This is a genomic window from Pontibacter oryzae (assembly GCF_003576375.1).
GTDB lineage: Bacteria > Bacteroidota > Bacteroidia > Cytophagales > Hymenobacteraceae > Pontibacter > Pontibacter oryzae.
Genome location: NZ_QWGE01000004.1, coordinates 465,954 through 483,535 on the forward strand (window position 1 = coordinate 465,954; position 17,582 = coordinate 483,535).

Genomic DNA, 17,582 nt, shown 5'->3' on the forward strand with positions numbered 1-17,582 from the left:
TTAAGGGCTAATTTTTTGCCATATAACCCCTAACGGGTATTTTTTAAGACCTATTGTTTTTGATTTTACAACTGCATATTATTGGTGCTGAATAGAAGCATACATAGATAATTTAGCTAAAGGTTAGCTACTTCAGATATGTCTGTTACTGCCACTCTCCTAAGGTTTAGATGTGTCTGTTGTAGAGCGCACCTGCCGAAGAAACCATTTCATTTTCAGATTTACCCTCGCAGGCTTCCCTAAAACGGTAGCCCATAACGTGGTATAAGTCTAAAAAAAACATTCCTGAAATGTTAATGGCGGAGCTATGTCTTCTACTCAAATTGCAGTGCTAACTACTTATTAATCAATCTATATTTCACCTTAAATTTTACACTCATAATGAGAAAACTACTACTGATGAGTTTTGTGATGGTGCTGACCCTGCTGCAGCAGGCGTATGCCCAGAACAAGACAGTGTCTGGTACGGTTACCGACCAGAGCACAGGACAAAGGCTGCCAGGCGTAACCGTGCTGGTAAAAGGAACCAATGTAGGCACAGCAACTGGTGTGGATGGTACTTACACTATTAATGTTCCTGCAGGTGGTACAACTTTAGAATTCCGCTTTGTTGGATACGCTGCCTTAGAGCGCCCAATAGGTAACTCTGCTACTATAAACGTAGCTCTTGGTACAGACGTGCGCCAACTTAACGAGGTTGTTGTAACAGCTTTGGGTGTTGCAAGGCAGGAAAAATCGTTGGGTTATGCTGTTGGCCAGGTAAAAGCTGAAGAACTTAGCCAGGCAAAAGCTGTGAATGCTGCCCAGTCGCTTTCCGGTAAAGTGGCAGGTCTGCAGATTAGCACAATTGCAAACGGTGTTAGCCCTACTACCAGAATCTCCCTGCGTGGTAACCGTTCCCTGTTGGGTAACAACCAGGCATTAGTGGTTATTGATGGTGTGCAGTCTCCGCAGTCGGCACTAGATTACCTGAATCCGAACGATATCGCTTCGGTTTCTGTACTGAAAGGTGCAAACGCAGCCGCTCTTTACGGTTCTGACGCATCTAACGGTGCCTTGATCGTGACTACTAAAAAAGGAACGAAGGGCAGCGCCAAAATCACCTATTCTAACACGTCTTCTATAGAGCAGGTTAGCTTCCTTCCTGAGTTCCAGGAGCGTTTTGGTGCAGGTACTGAGCACTATAGCCGTATCTACATTCCGTTCGAGAACCAGCAATACGGTCCTGAGTTTGACGGAAGCATGAGAGAAGTAGGTAGAACATTAGAGGATGGCTCTATCCAGATGCTTCCTTACAAAGCATTGGATAACGAGAGATACAAAGTATGGAATACAGGTAAGACTATTCAGAATGATATCTCTTTATCTTCTGGCGGCGACTTCAGTACATTCTATATTTCATTGCAAGATGTGAAAACTGAGGGTGTTGTGCCTAAGGATGAGTACAGAAGAACAGGTGGCCGTTTTAACGGAACAGGCGAGTATGGTAAGTTTAAGGCATCTTATAACATTAACTATGCCCAAACCCGTACGCAGCGCACTACTGCAGACTTCTATAACCTGACGCTGCAAACCGCTGCTAACATTCCTCTGACCGACTATAAGAACTGGCAAGGTATTTACAATGCAGATGGCTCTATCAACTACGCCAACCCGAACAACTTCTACAACGAGTACTACCAGAGCCCATGGTTTGCTTTGGATAATAACAGAGAAGACATCGGAAAAACTAACCTGAACGCTAACGCGCAACTAGGCTTACAAGCCACAAACTGGTTAAACCTGACTTACCGTGTTGGTGTGAATAACGAGGAAACCAGCAGAAAGGCATACGTTGGCAAGTATACTTACAGCGACTATTCTAAGAACGTAATCAAAAAATACATCGCTAAGGATGTTGCTGGTAGCGTTAGAGATTACACTATCTCAAACAGAAGAATCGTAACTGACTTGTTTGCCACGTTAAACCACAAGTTCGGTGACTTTGAGGCAACTGCAATCTTTGGTAATAACATCAGAGAAGACAAGTATAAGTACCTGAACATGCAGTCTAGCGCATTGGTGCAGCCTGATGTTTACAACGTTAGTAACAGAACTGGCGAAGCCACTGTTGTACAGACAGATAGACTGCAGCGCCTGATTGGCTGGTATGGTGATATCACCATCGGTTTCCGTGATTATCTATTCTTACACGCTTCAGGCCGTAACGACCAGACTTCACTGTTAAATGCTGATAACCGTTCATTCTTCTACCCTGGCGTAGACATCGCCTTCAACGCATCTGATGTTATTCCTGCCTTGCAGAACTCAGTAGTAGACTTCCTAAAGTTTACTGGCGCTGTTACCAAGGTGGGTAACGTAAACGTTGACCCATATGCACTTGACCTTACTTTTGACACATCAGGTGGTTTCCCTTATGGCAACACGGCTGGTTTTACTATCGGCTCAACTACACCGGATCAGAACCTACAGCCTGAGTTTACAACTTCATACGAGGTTGGTGCCCAGACTTCATTCTTAAGAGGCCGAATTGGTTTAGAAGCAGCAGTTTACAAGCAAAACAGCACAAACCAGACTGTTACAATCTCTATATCATCTGCAACAGGTTTCTCTTCTGCACTAATCAACGCGGGTGAGACAGAAAACTCTGGTTACGAACTGTCTTTGAACACTACTCCGATCCGTACTGCAAGCGGTTTCCGCATGGATGTAAACGTGAACTACAGCAACACAGATACGAAAGTAGTTGAGTTGTTCCAGGGCCTTGATGAGGTGAACCTTAGCAGCTATGCAGGCTTAACAACAAGCACAGGTAGCGGTATCTATGCCCGTGTAGGTGAGCAATATCCTGTAATTAAAGTTAGTAACTACGCCCGCGACCCACAGGGCCGTGTAATTGTAGACGCTACTACTGGTTACCCTAAAAACAACCCTGACGGACTGATTGTAGCTGGCCAGACAAACCCACGTCACAAACTGGGTATCTCTACCAACATGTCTTACAAAGGCCTTGCCCTATCTGCTCTTGCAGAATACAGAGGTGGCAACGTGATTTATCATGACTTAGGTAACACTATGGTGTTTACTGGTACTGCCAAGATCACTGAGATGTATGGACGTGAGCGCTTTGTATTCCCTAACTCTGTTATCGACAACGGCGATGGAACTTACACGCCGAACACAAGCGTAACCGTTGCTGACGGTGGTGTAGGTTTCTGGGATAGCAACTTTAAGCAGTACGGTGAGAACTTTGTAACAAGCGGTGCTTTCTGGAAATTGAGAGAAGTGGCCCTGACTTACCAGATTCCACAAAACATACTTGCTCCTACAAAATATGTTAAAAATGTTTCGGTTGGATTTGTTGGCAGAAACCTGCTAACCCTGCTTCCTAAGGAGAACATGTACACTGACCCAGAGTTTAGCCAGACAACTGGTAACGCCTTTGGTATCAACACTACAGGTAACACACCTCCAACAAGAACATACGGAGTTAATCTAACAGCTACTTTCTAATTATCAAGAATATGAAAATCAATAATAAACTATACTCTTTGCTTGCAGCCACGGCCTTGTTTGCCATGAGCAGCTGCGAGAAAGACTACTTAGACGTAAATAAAAACCCTAACTCGCTTACCTCTGCCACGCCACAGCTAGTGCTCCCTTCTGCGCTGAACAATGCATCGGGTGGTAATTACAACGGTACAAATGGTAACTCAGCATTCCGCCACCTGAATGAGGTGGGCTCGATCTGGGCAGGCCAGTGGTCTCCGTCAGGAAGTATTTCAGGCTTTAATGAGGAAAAGCAGTACAATATTGCACCAAACTTCAGAACAGCTGTCTGGTCAACGTCTTACGATAACCTTCAGGACTTTAACTATGTATTAACGTCTTCTACGGCACAGGGGCTGCAAGGCTTTGCTGGTATTGCCAGAGTAATGAAGGCATTTGACTACCAGTTGCTGGTTGACGCATACGGCAACGTGCCATACACTGATGCTTTGCAAGGCACAAAGGTTATCCACCCGAAGTATGATGATGCAAAAGCTATTTACGAGAACCTGATCGTGCAACTGGATAGCGCCCTGATAGACCTGAAAGCTCCTCTTAGCAGTGTGAACGTTTCTCCGGGAAGCAGCGATATCTACTTTAAAGGAGACCTGACTAAGTGGGCCAAATTCGCGAATACCCTGAAGCTGAGAATTCTGATGCGCCAGTCGCTTGTGGCAGGCCGTGATGCGTATATCAAAGCTGAAATTGCGAAAATAGTAGCTGAAGGCTCGGGCTTTTTAGGAGCTGGGCAGAACGTGGTTGCCAACCCTGGTTACCTGAGCTCTACAGGAAAGCAAAATCCTTTCTATGAGTATTATGGGTATACTCCAGCCGGTACGCAATCTACCGCTAACAATTACTTCGGTCTAAGCGATTTTACGATCGGTAAACTGCAGACATACAATGATCCCCGCCTTATAAGAATTGCATCGCCGGTTGGCAAGAACGCAGGCACAGCCGGCGACGCTAGCGCAACTTACACTGGTATGCCTTTGGGGGTTTCAGGTGATCAGTACCTGTACTCTAAGATATCTGGTTTTGGTCCTGGTCTGATCAAGAGCTTTAGCCAGGATCAGGTTGTGATGACTGCTGCAGAAAGTTTCTTCTTGCAGGCCGAGGCCGTAGAGCGCGGTTTCATGGCTGGCAACTCACAGGTTTTATATGAGAGCGGGATCAAAGAGTCCTTCAAACTGTTAGGCGTTGCTAACGCTGAAACAGCTGCGAGCAGCTACTATACATCTGGGGCAAACAACGTTGATTGGTCTGCAAGCAGCAACAAGATAGAAGCAATTATTACGCAGAAATGGTTAGCCCTGGTTGGTTTCGGCGGCTTTGAGGCTTGGAGCGAATTCCGTAGAACAGGCTATCCGACTGGCGTGCCACGCTCTGCCGCTGCAGGTACTAACGGAAGAATAGTGCGCCTAGTGTATCCAACTTCTGAGATCTCAACTAACAATGAGAGCGTGAAGGCGCAAGGTACGATTGATCCGCGCACAACCAGATTATTCTGGGATGTTGACTAATTTTCAAATCATTTATTAAAACTGAATCATGAAAATAAAATATAAAGCCTTTATGTTGGCGCTCGCGCTGGCAGGCCCACTCGGACTTACATCTTGCCTTGAAGATCAGGGGTATCAGGATTTTGTGGATGGCGTTAATAAAATGACTGTTGTAGAATTCTTCGGAGAGGAAGCTGGCTACCATGTAAAAGGCTTAACACTATCTGAAACTCCTCAGGACCTGAATGTAACTGTTAATATTGCATCTGCTGAGCAGACTAAAGAAAGTATAACCGTAAAGGTTGAGGTTGATCCTGCCGCGTTAGCTGCCTACAATGCAGCTAACAAAAAGAGCCTGGAGATACTGCCTTCGTCTATGTACACTATACCTTCTTCAACTGTAACTGTGCCTGCAGGCTCGCGTGAGGCTGTATTTACAGTGAAGGTAAAAACCAACATGATCGATAGAACAAAGACGTACGTATTGCCACTTTCTATTACAGATGCGCAAGGACATACTATCAGCGGCAACTTTAAAACCTTGTTAGCTGAAATCAAGATCGACAACAAGTATGCTGGTTCTTATACTGCCAAAGGTGTATTCAATCACCCAACTGCAGGGCAGCGTGATATCAATAGAACCAAAACGTTGTCAACTATAGATGAGAATACCGTTGAAACAGAGTATGCTGACCTTGGAGGTGCTGGTTATAAAATGCGTTTAGTAGTAAATGCTGATAATACAGTAACCATTATACCTGTTGGTTCAACTCCTGCTACGCATTCTCAGTTTGGTGAGAACAAGTATGACCCGGCTACAAAGAAGTTTACATTAAACTACAAGTACCCAGGAAGTGGTGGTGACCGCGTTATTGCTGAAACAATAACCAAGAAGTAATTACGCACACACTTATTCTAAAAAAGGCTACCTCAAGTTAATGAGGTAGCCTTTTTTTTGTGAAGACTTTCCAAACTGAGCGCCCAAAAAAGGACAGTTTTGCTTCAAGATATTGCCTGATAGGCAATGATATTTAGTATAATTTAGAAATTGCGAAACATTTGTATTGTTATATTTTGCAATGCAGCCTATGATGTTAAATTAGCAATAGTTATAACTTTAAAAAATCCCTTTTAGTTAGCCATTTTTATTTTTAAACACTTTGCAGGCATCTGCATCTGATAAACAAGTGCCGGAAAGGCAAAGAATGCTTCTTGCTAATTTGACATTTTTAAAGAAATCACAAAAAAATATTTAATCTTAGGTTATAACATTTATTGTAAATAATCTAACCTGTTCATATTATTGGCGATTAATAGCAGGATTTATAGGGTAAGTCTAACCAATTAGGTTTATTGTAGATTTTGCTACCACTCCCTAAAGCGTGGATGCGACTGTTGTATAGCGCACCTGCCGAAGAAACCCAATTTAGTTTACAATTAATGCCCTGCAAGTTGCTGTAACACAGTAACTGCGAATGTGGAATGAGTTAAAAAAAGTGTTCACTAAAGGTGGTTGGCGGAGCTTTGTCTTTACTTTAAATAACACAATAAACAATTATAATTACCTTTTTCAATTCACCTTAATTCAAACAATTACAATGAGAAAACTATTACTGATAAGTTTTGTAATGGTGCTGGCGCTGCTACAGCAGGCGTATGCTCAGAGCAAAACAGTGTCTGGTACAGTAACTGACCAGAGCACATCGCAACCGCTACCGGGGGTTGCGGTTATTGTGAAGGGTACGACAGTTGGTACAACGACAGGTGCCGATGGTACTTATAGTATAAATATACCAACTGGGTCAAGTACCTTAGTTTTCCGCTTTATCGGATATCAATTAACTGAGAAAACTGTTGGTAGTGCAGGCACAATAAATGTGGCGCTTTCAACAGATCAGAAATTGTTGGATGAGGTAGTGGTAGTCGGTTACGGTACACAACAGAAGAAAGACGTTACGAGCTCTATTGCCTCTGTGAAAGGATCTGACCTAGCTAATCTTGCAACTCCATCGTTCGATCAGCAACTTGCAGGTCGTGCTTCAGGTGTACAGATCACACAGCCATCAGGTATCTTAGGCGCTCCTCCCAAAATTAACATCCGAGGTGTTAACTCCATCTCTTCTAACACACAGCCACTTATCGTGATTGATGGTGTTCCTGCTGCTGTGTCTGGTAACGTAGGTTCTTTTACACCTGCTAACGCATTGGCCGACATTAACCCGAATGATATTGAGTCGTTCGAGATTCTGAAAGATGGCGCCGCTACTGCTGTTTACGGCTCACGTGCAGCTAATGGTGTTATCCTTATCACAACTAAGAAAGGTAAGTCTGGTCAGGCTAAGTTCTCATATGATGGATGGGCTGGTACTGCAAAGGCTATCGAACTGCATGACTTGCTAAATGCGCAGCAGTTTGTTGATATTACTAACGAAAAGTATAACAATATTTCACAAACATCTCCAGCCGTATTAGGTGAGTGGGATACAGACTGGAATGATGAAGTTTTCCGCACCGCTTTCCAGCACAGCCATGCTTTCTCTGCAAGTGGTGGTTCTGAGAGAAACACTTATTACTTCTCATTAGGGTACTCAAACCAAGAGGGTATTGGTCGTGCAAACAGCTTGGAACGATACTCTGTACGTACTAACTTGACGTCTAAAGTAACTAAGTTCTTGGATTTTGGCTTACAGGCTGGTTTAACTAACCAGATTAATCAAGGCCCACTTACAGGCTCTAATAGCTTATCAGGTAACATTTTTAGTGTTATCCGAATGCATCCTAACGTTCCAGTATTTGATCCAACTCACCCAACAGGCTACAATGTTGACCTTATTAACAACAGAGCATTAGGGCGTGGTCCAAACACTGCGACTATCGCAAATGGTATTCCAAACATCCGTTTCGTACTGGACAACAACATTCGTAGATCTACTACTTACAGAGGATTAGGTAACGTATACTTGGACTTTAAGCTAGTAGATAACCTTCGTTTTAAAACATTGCTAGGAGTTGACTTAACAATGGTTGATGACTTTTTGTTTAACGATCCACGCCATGGTGACGGGCAAGGCTCAAACGGCTTAGTTTCACAGGCTTACACTCCAATTAAAGCTTGGAACTGGCAGAATATTTTGAGTTATAACAAAACTTTTGGTGAATTGCATAAACTCGATGCAACGTTAGTACAGGAGTATAATAAGTACAGAAGCAGCTGGTTTCAGGCAGAAGGAACTGGCCTATCTGATCGTTTCTTCAACGAAAATCTAGTAAGCGGTACTTTTGCTAACCAGTTCGCCAGTGGTGGTATTGGTGAGAATGGTCTGGCTTCTTACTTAGGCCGTTTAAATTACAACTATGCCAGCAGATACTACTTTGGTGTTTCTATGCGCGCTGATGGCTTGTCTAAGCTTTCGCCTAATAACAAATGGGGTTATTTCCCTGGCGTATCTGCTGCCTGGAGAGTTTCTGAAGAAGAGTTTTTCAAGAACTCTTCTGCACTAAGTGTTATCTCCGACTTAAGAATACGTGGAAGCTACGCAGAGGTGGGCAACATAAACATCCCAGGAGGTAATTATCCTTACCTTGGAGCATTCGGTTCTGCACAGTACGGTTCAATGAACGGTATTGCTTTCAGCAACACGGGTAATCCAGACCTAAGATGGGAATCGCAAAAAATTACTGACGTTGGTATGGACATTGGCTTATTTGATGGTCGTCTGAATCTGGAGCTTGCCTATTGGATTAAGGACAACTCAGATATCGTGCTTTCTGCGCCAACGCCTCCTTCATTGGGTGTTCCTAATAACTCAATCACTAGAAATGTTGGTCGTGTTGTAAACAATGGTGTCGAACTCTCGATTTCTGGCAATATTATCGATAAGTCTAAATTCACTTGGAACTCTAGCTTCAACTTCTCTACGCAGAACAACGAAGTGAAAGAGCTAGTTAATGGCAACGATATCGTATACGATTATACCATTCACCGCGAAGGTGAGTCTATTAACTCTATTTACGGTTATCAGTACGAAGGCGTAAACCAAGTGAATGGTAACCCGCTTTATCGTAAGGCTGATGGGTCTCTGGTACAAGGTAACATCTCAGGTAATGGTGGTTCTTCTCGAGTTTATTACGGATACGATCCTGCTAATCCAAGTGCGCTCGGAGAGAAATCCTCGCTGACAGCTGCTGACAAAACTGTATTAGGTACTACACTTCCAAAGTGGTTTGGTGGCTTAGACAACAACTTTAAGTATGGAAATTTTGATGCAAATATCTTTGTGCGTTTCTCAGGTGGCAACAAAATCATGAACCGTACGCGTCAGGACCTTTTAACTATGGCATTTGAGAATAATGGTACTGAAATTCTCAATAGATGGCAGAGCCCAGAAAATCCAGGCGATGGCCAAACTCCTAAATTGGCTGCTGGCGCAGAGTATAGTAACTTTATCAATACAAATGGCGAATCCTCTTCTCGTTTCGTTGAAGATGGAGACTTCCTGAAAGTGAGCAACCTGTCTATCGGTTATACATTGCCTAAAACAATTACTGAGCGTGCTAGCATCGATCGTTTGAGAGTATATGCCCAGTTACAGAATGCTTTTGTATTTACCAAGTATACTGGCCTTGACCCTGAAACTTATACCAGCATCTCTGGCACTAACAGCAACTTAGGTGTTGACTGGAATGGCCAGCCTCAGCAACGTGTATTCACTGTAGGTCTAAACCTTAGTTTCTAATTATTAAATTTCTCGATAATGAAGAATAAATCATTTATAAAAAATAAACTGAAGTTAGCGCTTTTAGCCCCAACGGTTTGCTTTTCGCTGGTGCTGACTTCTTGCGACAAAGAGGTAACAGAACTTGCCCCTTACGATCGACTTACCGAAGAAAGCGCATTTACAAAACCGGAGCGTATCGAACTCGCTGTTGCAGGTGTTTATGATGCCGCTCAAAGTGGGTTCTATGCTGGTACTGCTGTACGCGGTTATCCGTTTGGAGCCGCTCACGTAGAGCAAGGTGATGTCCGAGGTGAAGACATGTTAAACCTAGAAGCCTTCTATGCCATTACTTATGGGTCTTCCTACAATGCTGCAACGGCTAATAACGTGTATCACTTTGAAACTCTGTATGCTGTAGTAAACAAGGCAAATATCGTTATAGAAGGTGTTGAGAAAGCTGTAGCCGATGGTTTGATAACAGCCGAGGTAGGTAATGCCTACATTGGTGAGGCCCGCTTTCTGCGTGCTTTATCTCACCACGAGCTGTTAGTGCACTTTGCGCGCCCATATAACCATACAGCTGATGCATCGCATATGGGTGTACCTTACAGAACCTTACCTGTAAATACTCCTGCTCGAGTAGAAGAAGCCCGAAAACAAGGTAGAGACTCTGTGAAGGATGCATATGCTAAGTTGCTAGAAGACCTAAACTATGCTGAGGAGTTCTTGCCTGCAACACGCACTAAGCAAATTTCAAGAGCTACTAAAGGTGCAGCCATTGCACTTAAAACGAGAGTCAAACTGCACATGCGAGATTGGGCGGGTGTAGTAACGGAGGGTAACAAACTAATTTCGGGTGTTGACTCTTATACAAGTCCTATCGGAAATTATAAGCTTACAGCTTCTCCTGAAACCCCTTTCGCTAATAATTCAACCAATACGGAGTCTATTTTCTCTTTTGAAAATACCTCTAATGACAATGCCAGTGTAAATGGCTCATTAGGCCAGATGTATAATGCCGGAACAGGTGGACGTGCGCTGGTTTCTATTAGCCCTATTATCTGGAATGCTTCTTTCTGGCCAGCCGACGATACTCGCCGTAATATCACGGTTAGTACAGCAAGGGCAATCTACTCTAATAAATATAGAGATGCAGCAACACAGTCTGATTGGTCTCCGATTATGCGTTATGCTGAGGTGCTGCTGAATGTAGCAGAGGCAGAAGCTAGATTGAACCCAATGAGCACAAGAGCGCTCTCGCTTCTTAATGCAGTTAGAGGTAGATCTACTGGACAAACTTATTCATTGTCTTCCTTGTTAAATCAAGATGCTCTAATTCAGGCTATCATTAATGAGCGTCGTATAGAGTTCCTGGGCGAGGGGCTCCGCTGGAAAGATATTCACCGTTTAGCTAAAGAAGGAAAGTATGGTCCTGCAGGAATACCGGCCAAAGTAGCATCTGCCAACCTAAAGCGTGAAGATTTTGTGGCTGCTAGTGGTAGTGTTAGAAGCGCTGCAGTTGCACTTCCGGCAATTCCTTATGAAGATTTTCGCTTCATTTGGCCAATACCACTTTCAGAGATTAACTCTAATCCAGTGCTTGCGCAACAGCAAAACCCTGGATACTAGTTTGACTTAATTCTTACAATTCATAGAAAAAGCCCACCAGCCTTTGGCCGGTGGGCTTTTTTTATGAATTAAAATTTAACCTGTGAAAATAGCTTAAGTCCATTTTGCATACCAGGCTAACTGTAGCAGAATTCGTGATCTGCATTTCTGTTTATTCTAACAGAGCCCTAACTATCTTCTTTTAGTCAAATTAATTTTTAAATCATATATCGTAAATGAGGTCTTCTATACAGATGTATAATCAACTGATTAAGTGTCAGTGTTATAACATGTTGTGTGCTCGGCGTAATTTTTTTTCGCCTATAATAATCAGAGTGTCAAAGGATAGTATAATAGCTCGATCTGTGTATTTAAAGTAATTGATTTTCAGATGTTTGTGCATTGTAAATGTTAGAGGTAGATATAGTGTATTTAGCGGTATAAGCGGTATGCTCTCTAGCTGTTATGAAGCTCAGTTTATTAAATAATTCGTAACACAGCTTGCATAATTAAGTACCGATGCATATTATTGGAAACTAACGACAAAGAGCTGTTGGCCCTTAGATTAGAAAAGTATAATTTCTGATTTCTTTGAAGAAGGTTTTTCAGGGGCTTTTGATACGATGTGATTCAGTATGAATCTGAGCCGTATCGCTTAAATTATCACCTCCGCTAGCTCCTTATGGCGCGTTAGTACTAGGCATTTGAACTTTAATATGATTTTTTAAAGAAACTCACAAAATAGTGTTTATGGCGTAGCCTTGCCTATTTTTGAAAACACTATTTAAACAATACAAACAATTAACAAATTTCTACCTTAAACTTTAATCTAACAATGAGAAGACTTTTACTACTGAGTTTTGTAATGGTGCTTACGCTGCTGCAGCATGCTTATGCCCAAAGCAAAACTGTAACTGGAAAGGTTACAGATCAAAAAACTTCGCAAGCGCTGCCGGGAGTGGCTGTAATTGTGAAGGGTACCTCGATAGGTACTACTACAAATACAGATGGTTCATACACGATCAACGTGCCAGCTGCTAATTCAAAGTTGGTATTTCGCTTTATAGGGTACCAGACAGTAGAGCGCGAAGTAGGAAATGCACAATCACTGAATATTTCGTTAAGCATTGATGATAAGCAGCTTGAAGAAGTTGTTGTTATCGCTTACGGTACAGCAGATAAAGGTTCGTTTACTGGTTCAGCATCTCAGATCAAGACAGAAAAGATAGCTAACAGACCTGTTACAAATGTGGTAAATGCCATTGCTGGCCAGGCAGCCGGTGTGCAAACGAATACTTCCAGCGGCCAGCCAGGTGCTGAGCCAGACATTCGTATCCGTGGTATCGGTTCTTACTCATCTTCTAACGACCCGCTTTATGTAGTAGATGGTGTGCCATACTCTGGTAGCATATCCAACATTAGCACAGATGATATAGACAACATCTCTATCCTTAAAGACGCTTCATCGTCTGCTCTTTACGGTGCACGCGCCGCAAACGGTGTAATAATGATTACTACCAAAAAAGGTAAATCCGGCCGCTCACAAATTAATGTAAAAGTATCTCAAGGTTTTTCAGAAAGAGCCATACCAGAATATGAGCGTGTAAATGCTTATGAATACTATCCGCTAGTTTGGGAAGCGAGAAGAAACGCAATTAGCGGTGGCAAAGACGACGCTGCAGCCAATCAAAGAGCTACGAATGAGGTGAAAGGCCTGCTAGGTTATAACCCATTTAATGTGCCTGATAATGAAATCGTAGGTACAGATGGCAAAATAAACCCAGATGCCAGACTACTTTATGAGGATGACCTGGATTGGTTTGATCCAATTACCCGTAATGGTAGCCGCTCGGACTATGCGCTTAACTACAGTGGTGGCAATGATAAGAGTGATTATTACGTGTCGTTAGGATACCTGAACGAGAAAGGCTTTGTGATTAAGTCTGACTACGAGCGCATCACAGGTCGTGTTAATATCAACTCGCAAACTACGGATTGGCTGAAAACTGGTTTGAATATCTCTGGTACCATGACTGAGTCTGAGCAAGCGAATGCAAGCGGAAGCAGCAGCTATGTGAACCCATTCTTCTTTGCTCGCAATATTGGCCCAATCTATCCTGTATATGCCCATGACCCAACAACAGGTGCTTACCTGCTTGATGATAAAGGAGACAGAATCTTCGACTACGGTAACCTTTCTTCGCTTGGCTTGCCATCCAGAGGTAGTGATGCAAGCGTAGGCCGCCATGTGGTTGCTGAAACAATGCTGAATGATAACCTCTTCAGAAGAAATGCGCTGAGTGCCCGTACGTATGGTGAAATCAAATTCCTTAAGGATTTCAAATTCACTACAAACCTGAGCGTGGATATTTCTAATTACAGAGCTTCGGAGTATGACAACAACCAGGTTGGTGATGGTGCCCCTGCAGGTAGAGCAAGCCGCACTAATACAACAACTACAAGCTACAACGTAAACCAGTTACTTAACTATGCCAAGTCTTTCGACAAGCATTATGTTGAGGTGTTGGTAGGCCACGAGAACTATAACCTGGAATATAATTACCTATATGGTATGCGCCAGGAAGTAATAGCAGAAGGCAATACAGAACTCGGAAACTTTACGACAACAAATAGCTTAGACTCTTATACCAGAGAGTATAGGACAGAAGGTTATTTCTCAAGGTTAAACTACACCTTTGATGATAAGTATACTTTCTCCAGCTCATACAGACGCGATGGCTCATCCAGGTTCTTTGAGGATGTACGTTGGGGAGACTTCTGGTCAGTAGGTGCATCTTGGCGCTTAGATAGGGAAGATTTCCTGTCGTTGCCAGACTGGGTAGATATGTTAAAAGTAAGAGCATCATATGGTGAAGTTGGTAATGATGCGATAGGTACATACTATGGTTATCAGGCCCTGTATGACCTGGGTTATAACAATGCCCTGGAGCCAGGTTTCTTGCAAGCCTCTTTGGCAAGCAATGAGCTGCAATGGGAGTCTAACAATACCTTTGACGTTGGTGTTGACTTTAACATCTTTGGAAGGTTTAATGGTAGCGTAGAGTACTTTAACAGAATATCTGAAAACCTTCTTTTTGAGGTTCCTCTTCCTTTGTCTAGCGGTGTACTTACTAGATTTGAGAATGTTGGAACGCTTTATAACAGAGGCGTGGAGCTACATGCTGTGGCTGATGTAATAAAAGGCACTGACTTTAACTGGACATTAGACCTGAACTGGACTAAGTATAAAAACCAGTTTACTAAACTGCCAGAGAAATCTCCTGAGATCATCAACGGTACTAAAAAAGTCAAAGAAGGTCAGTCTATCTATGACTACTGGTTACGCGATTGGTATGGCGTAGACCCTGCGACTGGTAATGGAGTATACAGAGCCGAGACATTTGATGAGTCAAACACTTATGTGCTAAACGGCGATACCGTAACTACTTCGGCTAATAACGCAAAGTACCACTACGCTGGCACAGCCATCCCTGATTTCTCGGGAGGTATCACAAACACATTCTCTTACAAAGACTTGTCGCTTTCAGTTCTATTAACTTATCAGGTTGGTGGCAAAGTATATGATGCAGCTTATGCAGGTTTGATGGATGCAGGAACTGAAGGAGGCGCATTGCATAAAGACATACTGAACCGTTGGCAGAAGCCAGGTGATGTAACTGATGTGCCACGCATGGACCTTGTTGCGGCTGGCCATTATAATGCAGCCTCAGACCGTTGGTTGATCGATGCATCATACTTGAATATCAGGTCTGTGAATATGTCTTACAACTTACCTGAAAACCTAAGTTCAAAACTGTTTGTACAGCGCTTAAGCGTATTTGCCTCAGGCGAAAACCTGGCTCTTTTCTCTAAGAGAAAAGGTATGAACGTTAACCAAAGTTACACAGGCGTAACTTCCAACGTGTATGCTCCTGCGCGTGTTTACACCCTTGGCCTGAATGTTACCCTTTAATTCTGATAATCATGAAAAAATTAATATATAGTTCGCTTGCAGCAGCTATGCTGTTATTTTCCTCCTGCGAGAAAGACTTTCTAGATGCACAGCCTACAGATGCCGTATCTGAAGCTGCAGTTTTCTCAACTACCAAAAATGCCTGGGCAGCTATCAACGGTATACATAGAACTATGTTTGTGCGATATGATAGCCAGGGCCAGCCAGGGCAAGGGGGTGTGATGATCATGAGCGATATGCTTGGCGAGGACCTTGTAATGACTGCTGCCGGCAATGGCTGGTTTAACAGCATGTACAAATGGTTGATTCACAGAAACGCAAATGCTGGTGACGTACGGTTTGTGTATCGCTTTTACTATAAGATCATTGCCAATGCAAACATGATCATCAATAACATCGATAACGCAGAAGGCCCGGATGCTGATAAAAAAGCAATTAAAGGACAGGCTTTAGCTTATCGTGGATGGGCGCATCATCAACTGGTGCAGCTGTTCGCTGAGCGTTATGACAAATCTAAAGGTAGCAATGATCAGCTAGGAGTTCCTGTATTAACAGTGAACACTGTTGAGGGACAACCACGCGCATCAGTAGAAGAGGTTTACGCTCAGGTTAATGCTGATTTAACAGAAGCCCTAAACCTTCTGACAGATAGCCGCAACGCAAAGTCGCACTTCAATGCAGAGGTTGTAGAAGGCCTTAAGGCTCGTGTGGCACTTACGATGCAAGATTGGGCTGCTGCAGCACAGTTCGCGCACACTGCAAGAGAAAGCTATCCATTAATGTCAGAGTCAGCTTATCTGGGCGGCTTTAACGATGTGTCAAACCCTGAATGGATGTGGGGAAGCGCACAAATAGCAGACCAGACAACGTATTTTGCTTCTTTCTTTGCTTACATGTCGTTGAACTTTAGCTCAACAAACATCAGATCAAACCCTAAAGCAATCAATAGCAAGCTTTATGCTAAAATTTCTGATACCGATGTGCGTAAGCAGATGTGGGACCCAACGCCTACAGCCGTTAAAGACGGGGATAACAAGACAGTGGGTTATGATGTGAACGGTTATATCATTCCATCAAACTTCTCGGCTAAGGCATACATGAACAGGAAGTTCCAGGCCGATGGCAACGCAAGCAGTATTGGCGATGTGCCTTACATGCGTGCAGCAGAGATGTACCTGATAGAGGCAGAAGCACTTGCCAGACAGGGGAAAGATGTGGAAGCAATGCTTGTACTAACGGAATTGATGAAGGCACGTGACGCAGCGTATGTGCCAACAGCACTAACCGGCCAGGCACTTATTGACGAGATCATGATCCAGCGCCGCATAGAGCTTTGGGGCGAAGGTTTCCGTTTCCTGGACCTGAAGCGTACGAACTCAGCACTGGATAGAACAGGTGCAAACCACTCTTCAACGCTGACTTCAGACCTGTTCCAGATTCCTGCCGGTGATAAGCAGTGGCAGTGGCTAATCCCTCAGGATGAGCTTAACGCCAACAAAAACCCTGGCATGGTTCAGAACCCATTATAGAAGTTATATTAAACTGCTTCAAGCCCACCAGCCTTTGGCCGGTGGGCTTTTCTTTTTATACTTGCAGCTATACTTATACTTAAATGCTATTACAAAACCATAGTGGCTATACGCTTGAGGCGGGGGTAGATGAGGTAGGCCGTGGATGCCTGGCAGGGCCAGTGGTGGCAGCCGCAGTTATACTCCCTAACAATTACCGGCACCCGCTACTAAACGACTCCAAAAAGCTTACCCGCAAAATACGTGAGCAGCTGCGGAACATTATTAAGCAGGATGCGGTGGCATGGGCCATCGGAGAAGCCACACCGCAGGAAATAGATCAGGTAAACATACTTAACGCAACGTACCTGGCCATGCACCGGGCCGTGCAAAAGCTAGAGGTGCAGCCAGAGTATTTGCTGGTGGATGGCAACCGCTTTAAGCCGTATCAGGAGTTGCCGTTTAGCTGTATTGTAAAGGGAGATGCCACATATTTATCTATCGCGGCTGCTTCGGTGCTTGCCAAAACTTACAGAGATGATCTAATGTGCCAACTAGCTAAGGAGCACAATCAGTATTATTGGGAGAAAAATGCAGGTTACCCTACCAAGCAGCACCGCGAGGGGATTGCAGTGTATGGGGCCACAGTGCATCACAGGCAATCGTTCACCTTGCTGCCCCGGCAAACAGAGTTGTTTTAACAAGCAACGCAACCGGGGCCAAA

8 protein-coding genes are annotated in these 17,582 nt (G+C 43.6%); all 8 read left to right on the plus strand.

Going from position 1 to position 17,582, the window contains the following annotated elements:
- Positions 1-381 precede the first annotated feature (381 nt).
- The 8 genes from D1627_RS14400 to D1627_RS14435 all read left to right on the plus strand — a co-directional run bounded on the left by D1627_RS14400 (position 382) and on the right by D1627_RS14435 (position 17,559).
- Positions 382-3,513, plus strand: coding sequence for a SusC/RagA family TonB-linked outer membrane protein (locus D1627_RS14400; RefSeq protein ID WP_119432939.1), 3,132 nt, complete (start codon positions 382-384; stop codon positions 3,511-3,513).
- 11 nt (positions 3,514-3,524) lie between these two features.
- A complete protein-coding gene (locus tag D1627_RS14405) occupies positions 3,525-5,072 on the plus strand; it encodes a SusD/RagB family nutrient-binding outer membrane lipoprotein (protein WP_119432940.1) in 1,548 nt (515 codons plus the stop codon).
- Positions 5,073-5,100: 28 nt separating this feature from the next.
- Positions 5,101-5,949 carry a BT_3987 domain-containing protein gene (locus D1627_RS14410; RefSeq protein ID WP_119432941.1) on the plus strand — a complete coding sequence of 283 codons (849 nt, stop codon included), beginning with the start codon at positions 5,101-5,103 and terminating at the stop codon, positions 5,947-5,949.
- 577 nt (positions 5,950-6,526) lie between these two features.
- Positions 6,527-9,787 carry a SusC/RagA family TonB-linked outer membrane protein gene (locus D1627_RS14415; RefSeq protein WP_233555643.1) on the plus strand — a complete coding sequence of 1,087 codons (3,261 nt, stop codon included), beginning with the start codon at positions 6,527-6,529 and terminating at the stop codon, positions 9,785-9,787.
- An 18-nt stretch (positions 9,788-9,805) separates the two neighbouring features.
- Entirely contained in the window at positions 9,806-11,398 is a 1,593-nt protein-coding gene (locus D1627_RS14420) for a RagB/SusD family nutrient uptake outer membrane protein (RefSeq protein ID WP_199688439.1), read from the plus strand.
- An 814-nt stretch (positions 11,399-12,212) separates the two neighbouring features.
- Entirely contained in the window at positions 12,213-15,350 is a 3,138-nt protein-coding gene (locus D1627_RS14425; RefSeq protein ID WP_119432942.1) for a SusC/RagA family TonB-linked outer membrane protein, read from the plus strand.
- Positions 15,351-15,361: 11 nt separating this feature from the next.
- Positions 15,362-16,879, plus strand: coding sequence for a RagB/SusD family nutrient uptake outer membrane protein (locus tag D1627_RS14430; protein WP_119432943.1), 1,518 nt, complete (start codon positions 15,362-15,364; stop codon positions 16,877-16,879).
- 83 nt (positions 16,880-16,962) lie between these two features.
- Positions 16,963-17,559, plus strand: coding sequence for a ribonuclease HII (locus D1627_RS14435; RefSeq protein WP_119432944.1), 597 nt, complete (start codon positions 16,963-16,965; stop codon positions 17,557-17,559).
- Positions 17,560-17,582 lie beyond the last annotated feature (23 nt).

Coding starts and splice junctions, on each gene's coding strand:
- D1627_RS14400 (WP_119432939.1), top strand. CDS start 382: ATGAGAAAACTACTACTGATGAGTTTTGTGATGGTGCTGACCCTGCTG.
- D1627_RS14405 (WP_119432940.1), top strand. CDS start 3,525: ATGAAAATCAATAATAAACTATACTCTTTGCTTGCAGCCACGGCCTTG.
- D1627_RS14410 (WP_119432941.1), top strand. CDS start 5,101: ATGAAAATAAAATATAAAGCCTTTATGTTGGCGCTCGCGCTGGCAGGC.
- D1627_RS14415 (WP_233555643.1), top strand. CDS start 6,527: ATGTGGAATGAGTTAAAAAAAGTGTTCACTAAAGGTGGTTGGCGGAGC.
- D1627_RS14420 (WP_199688439.1), top strand. CDS start 9,806: ATGAAGAATAAATCATTTATAAAAAATAAACTGAAGTTAGCGCTTTTA.
- D1627_RS14425 (WP_119432942.1), top strand. CDS start 12,213: ATGAGAAGACTTTTACTACTGAGTTTTGTAATGGTGCTTACGCTGCTG.
- D1627_RS14430 (WP_119432943.1), top strand. CDS start 15,362: ATGAAAAAATTAATATATAGTTCGCTTGCAGCAGCTATGCTGTTATTT.
- D1627_RS14435 (WP_119432944.1), top strand. CDS start 16,963: ATGCTATTACAAAACCATAGTGGCTATACGCTTGAGGCGGGGGTAGAT.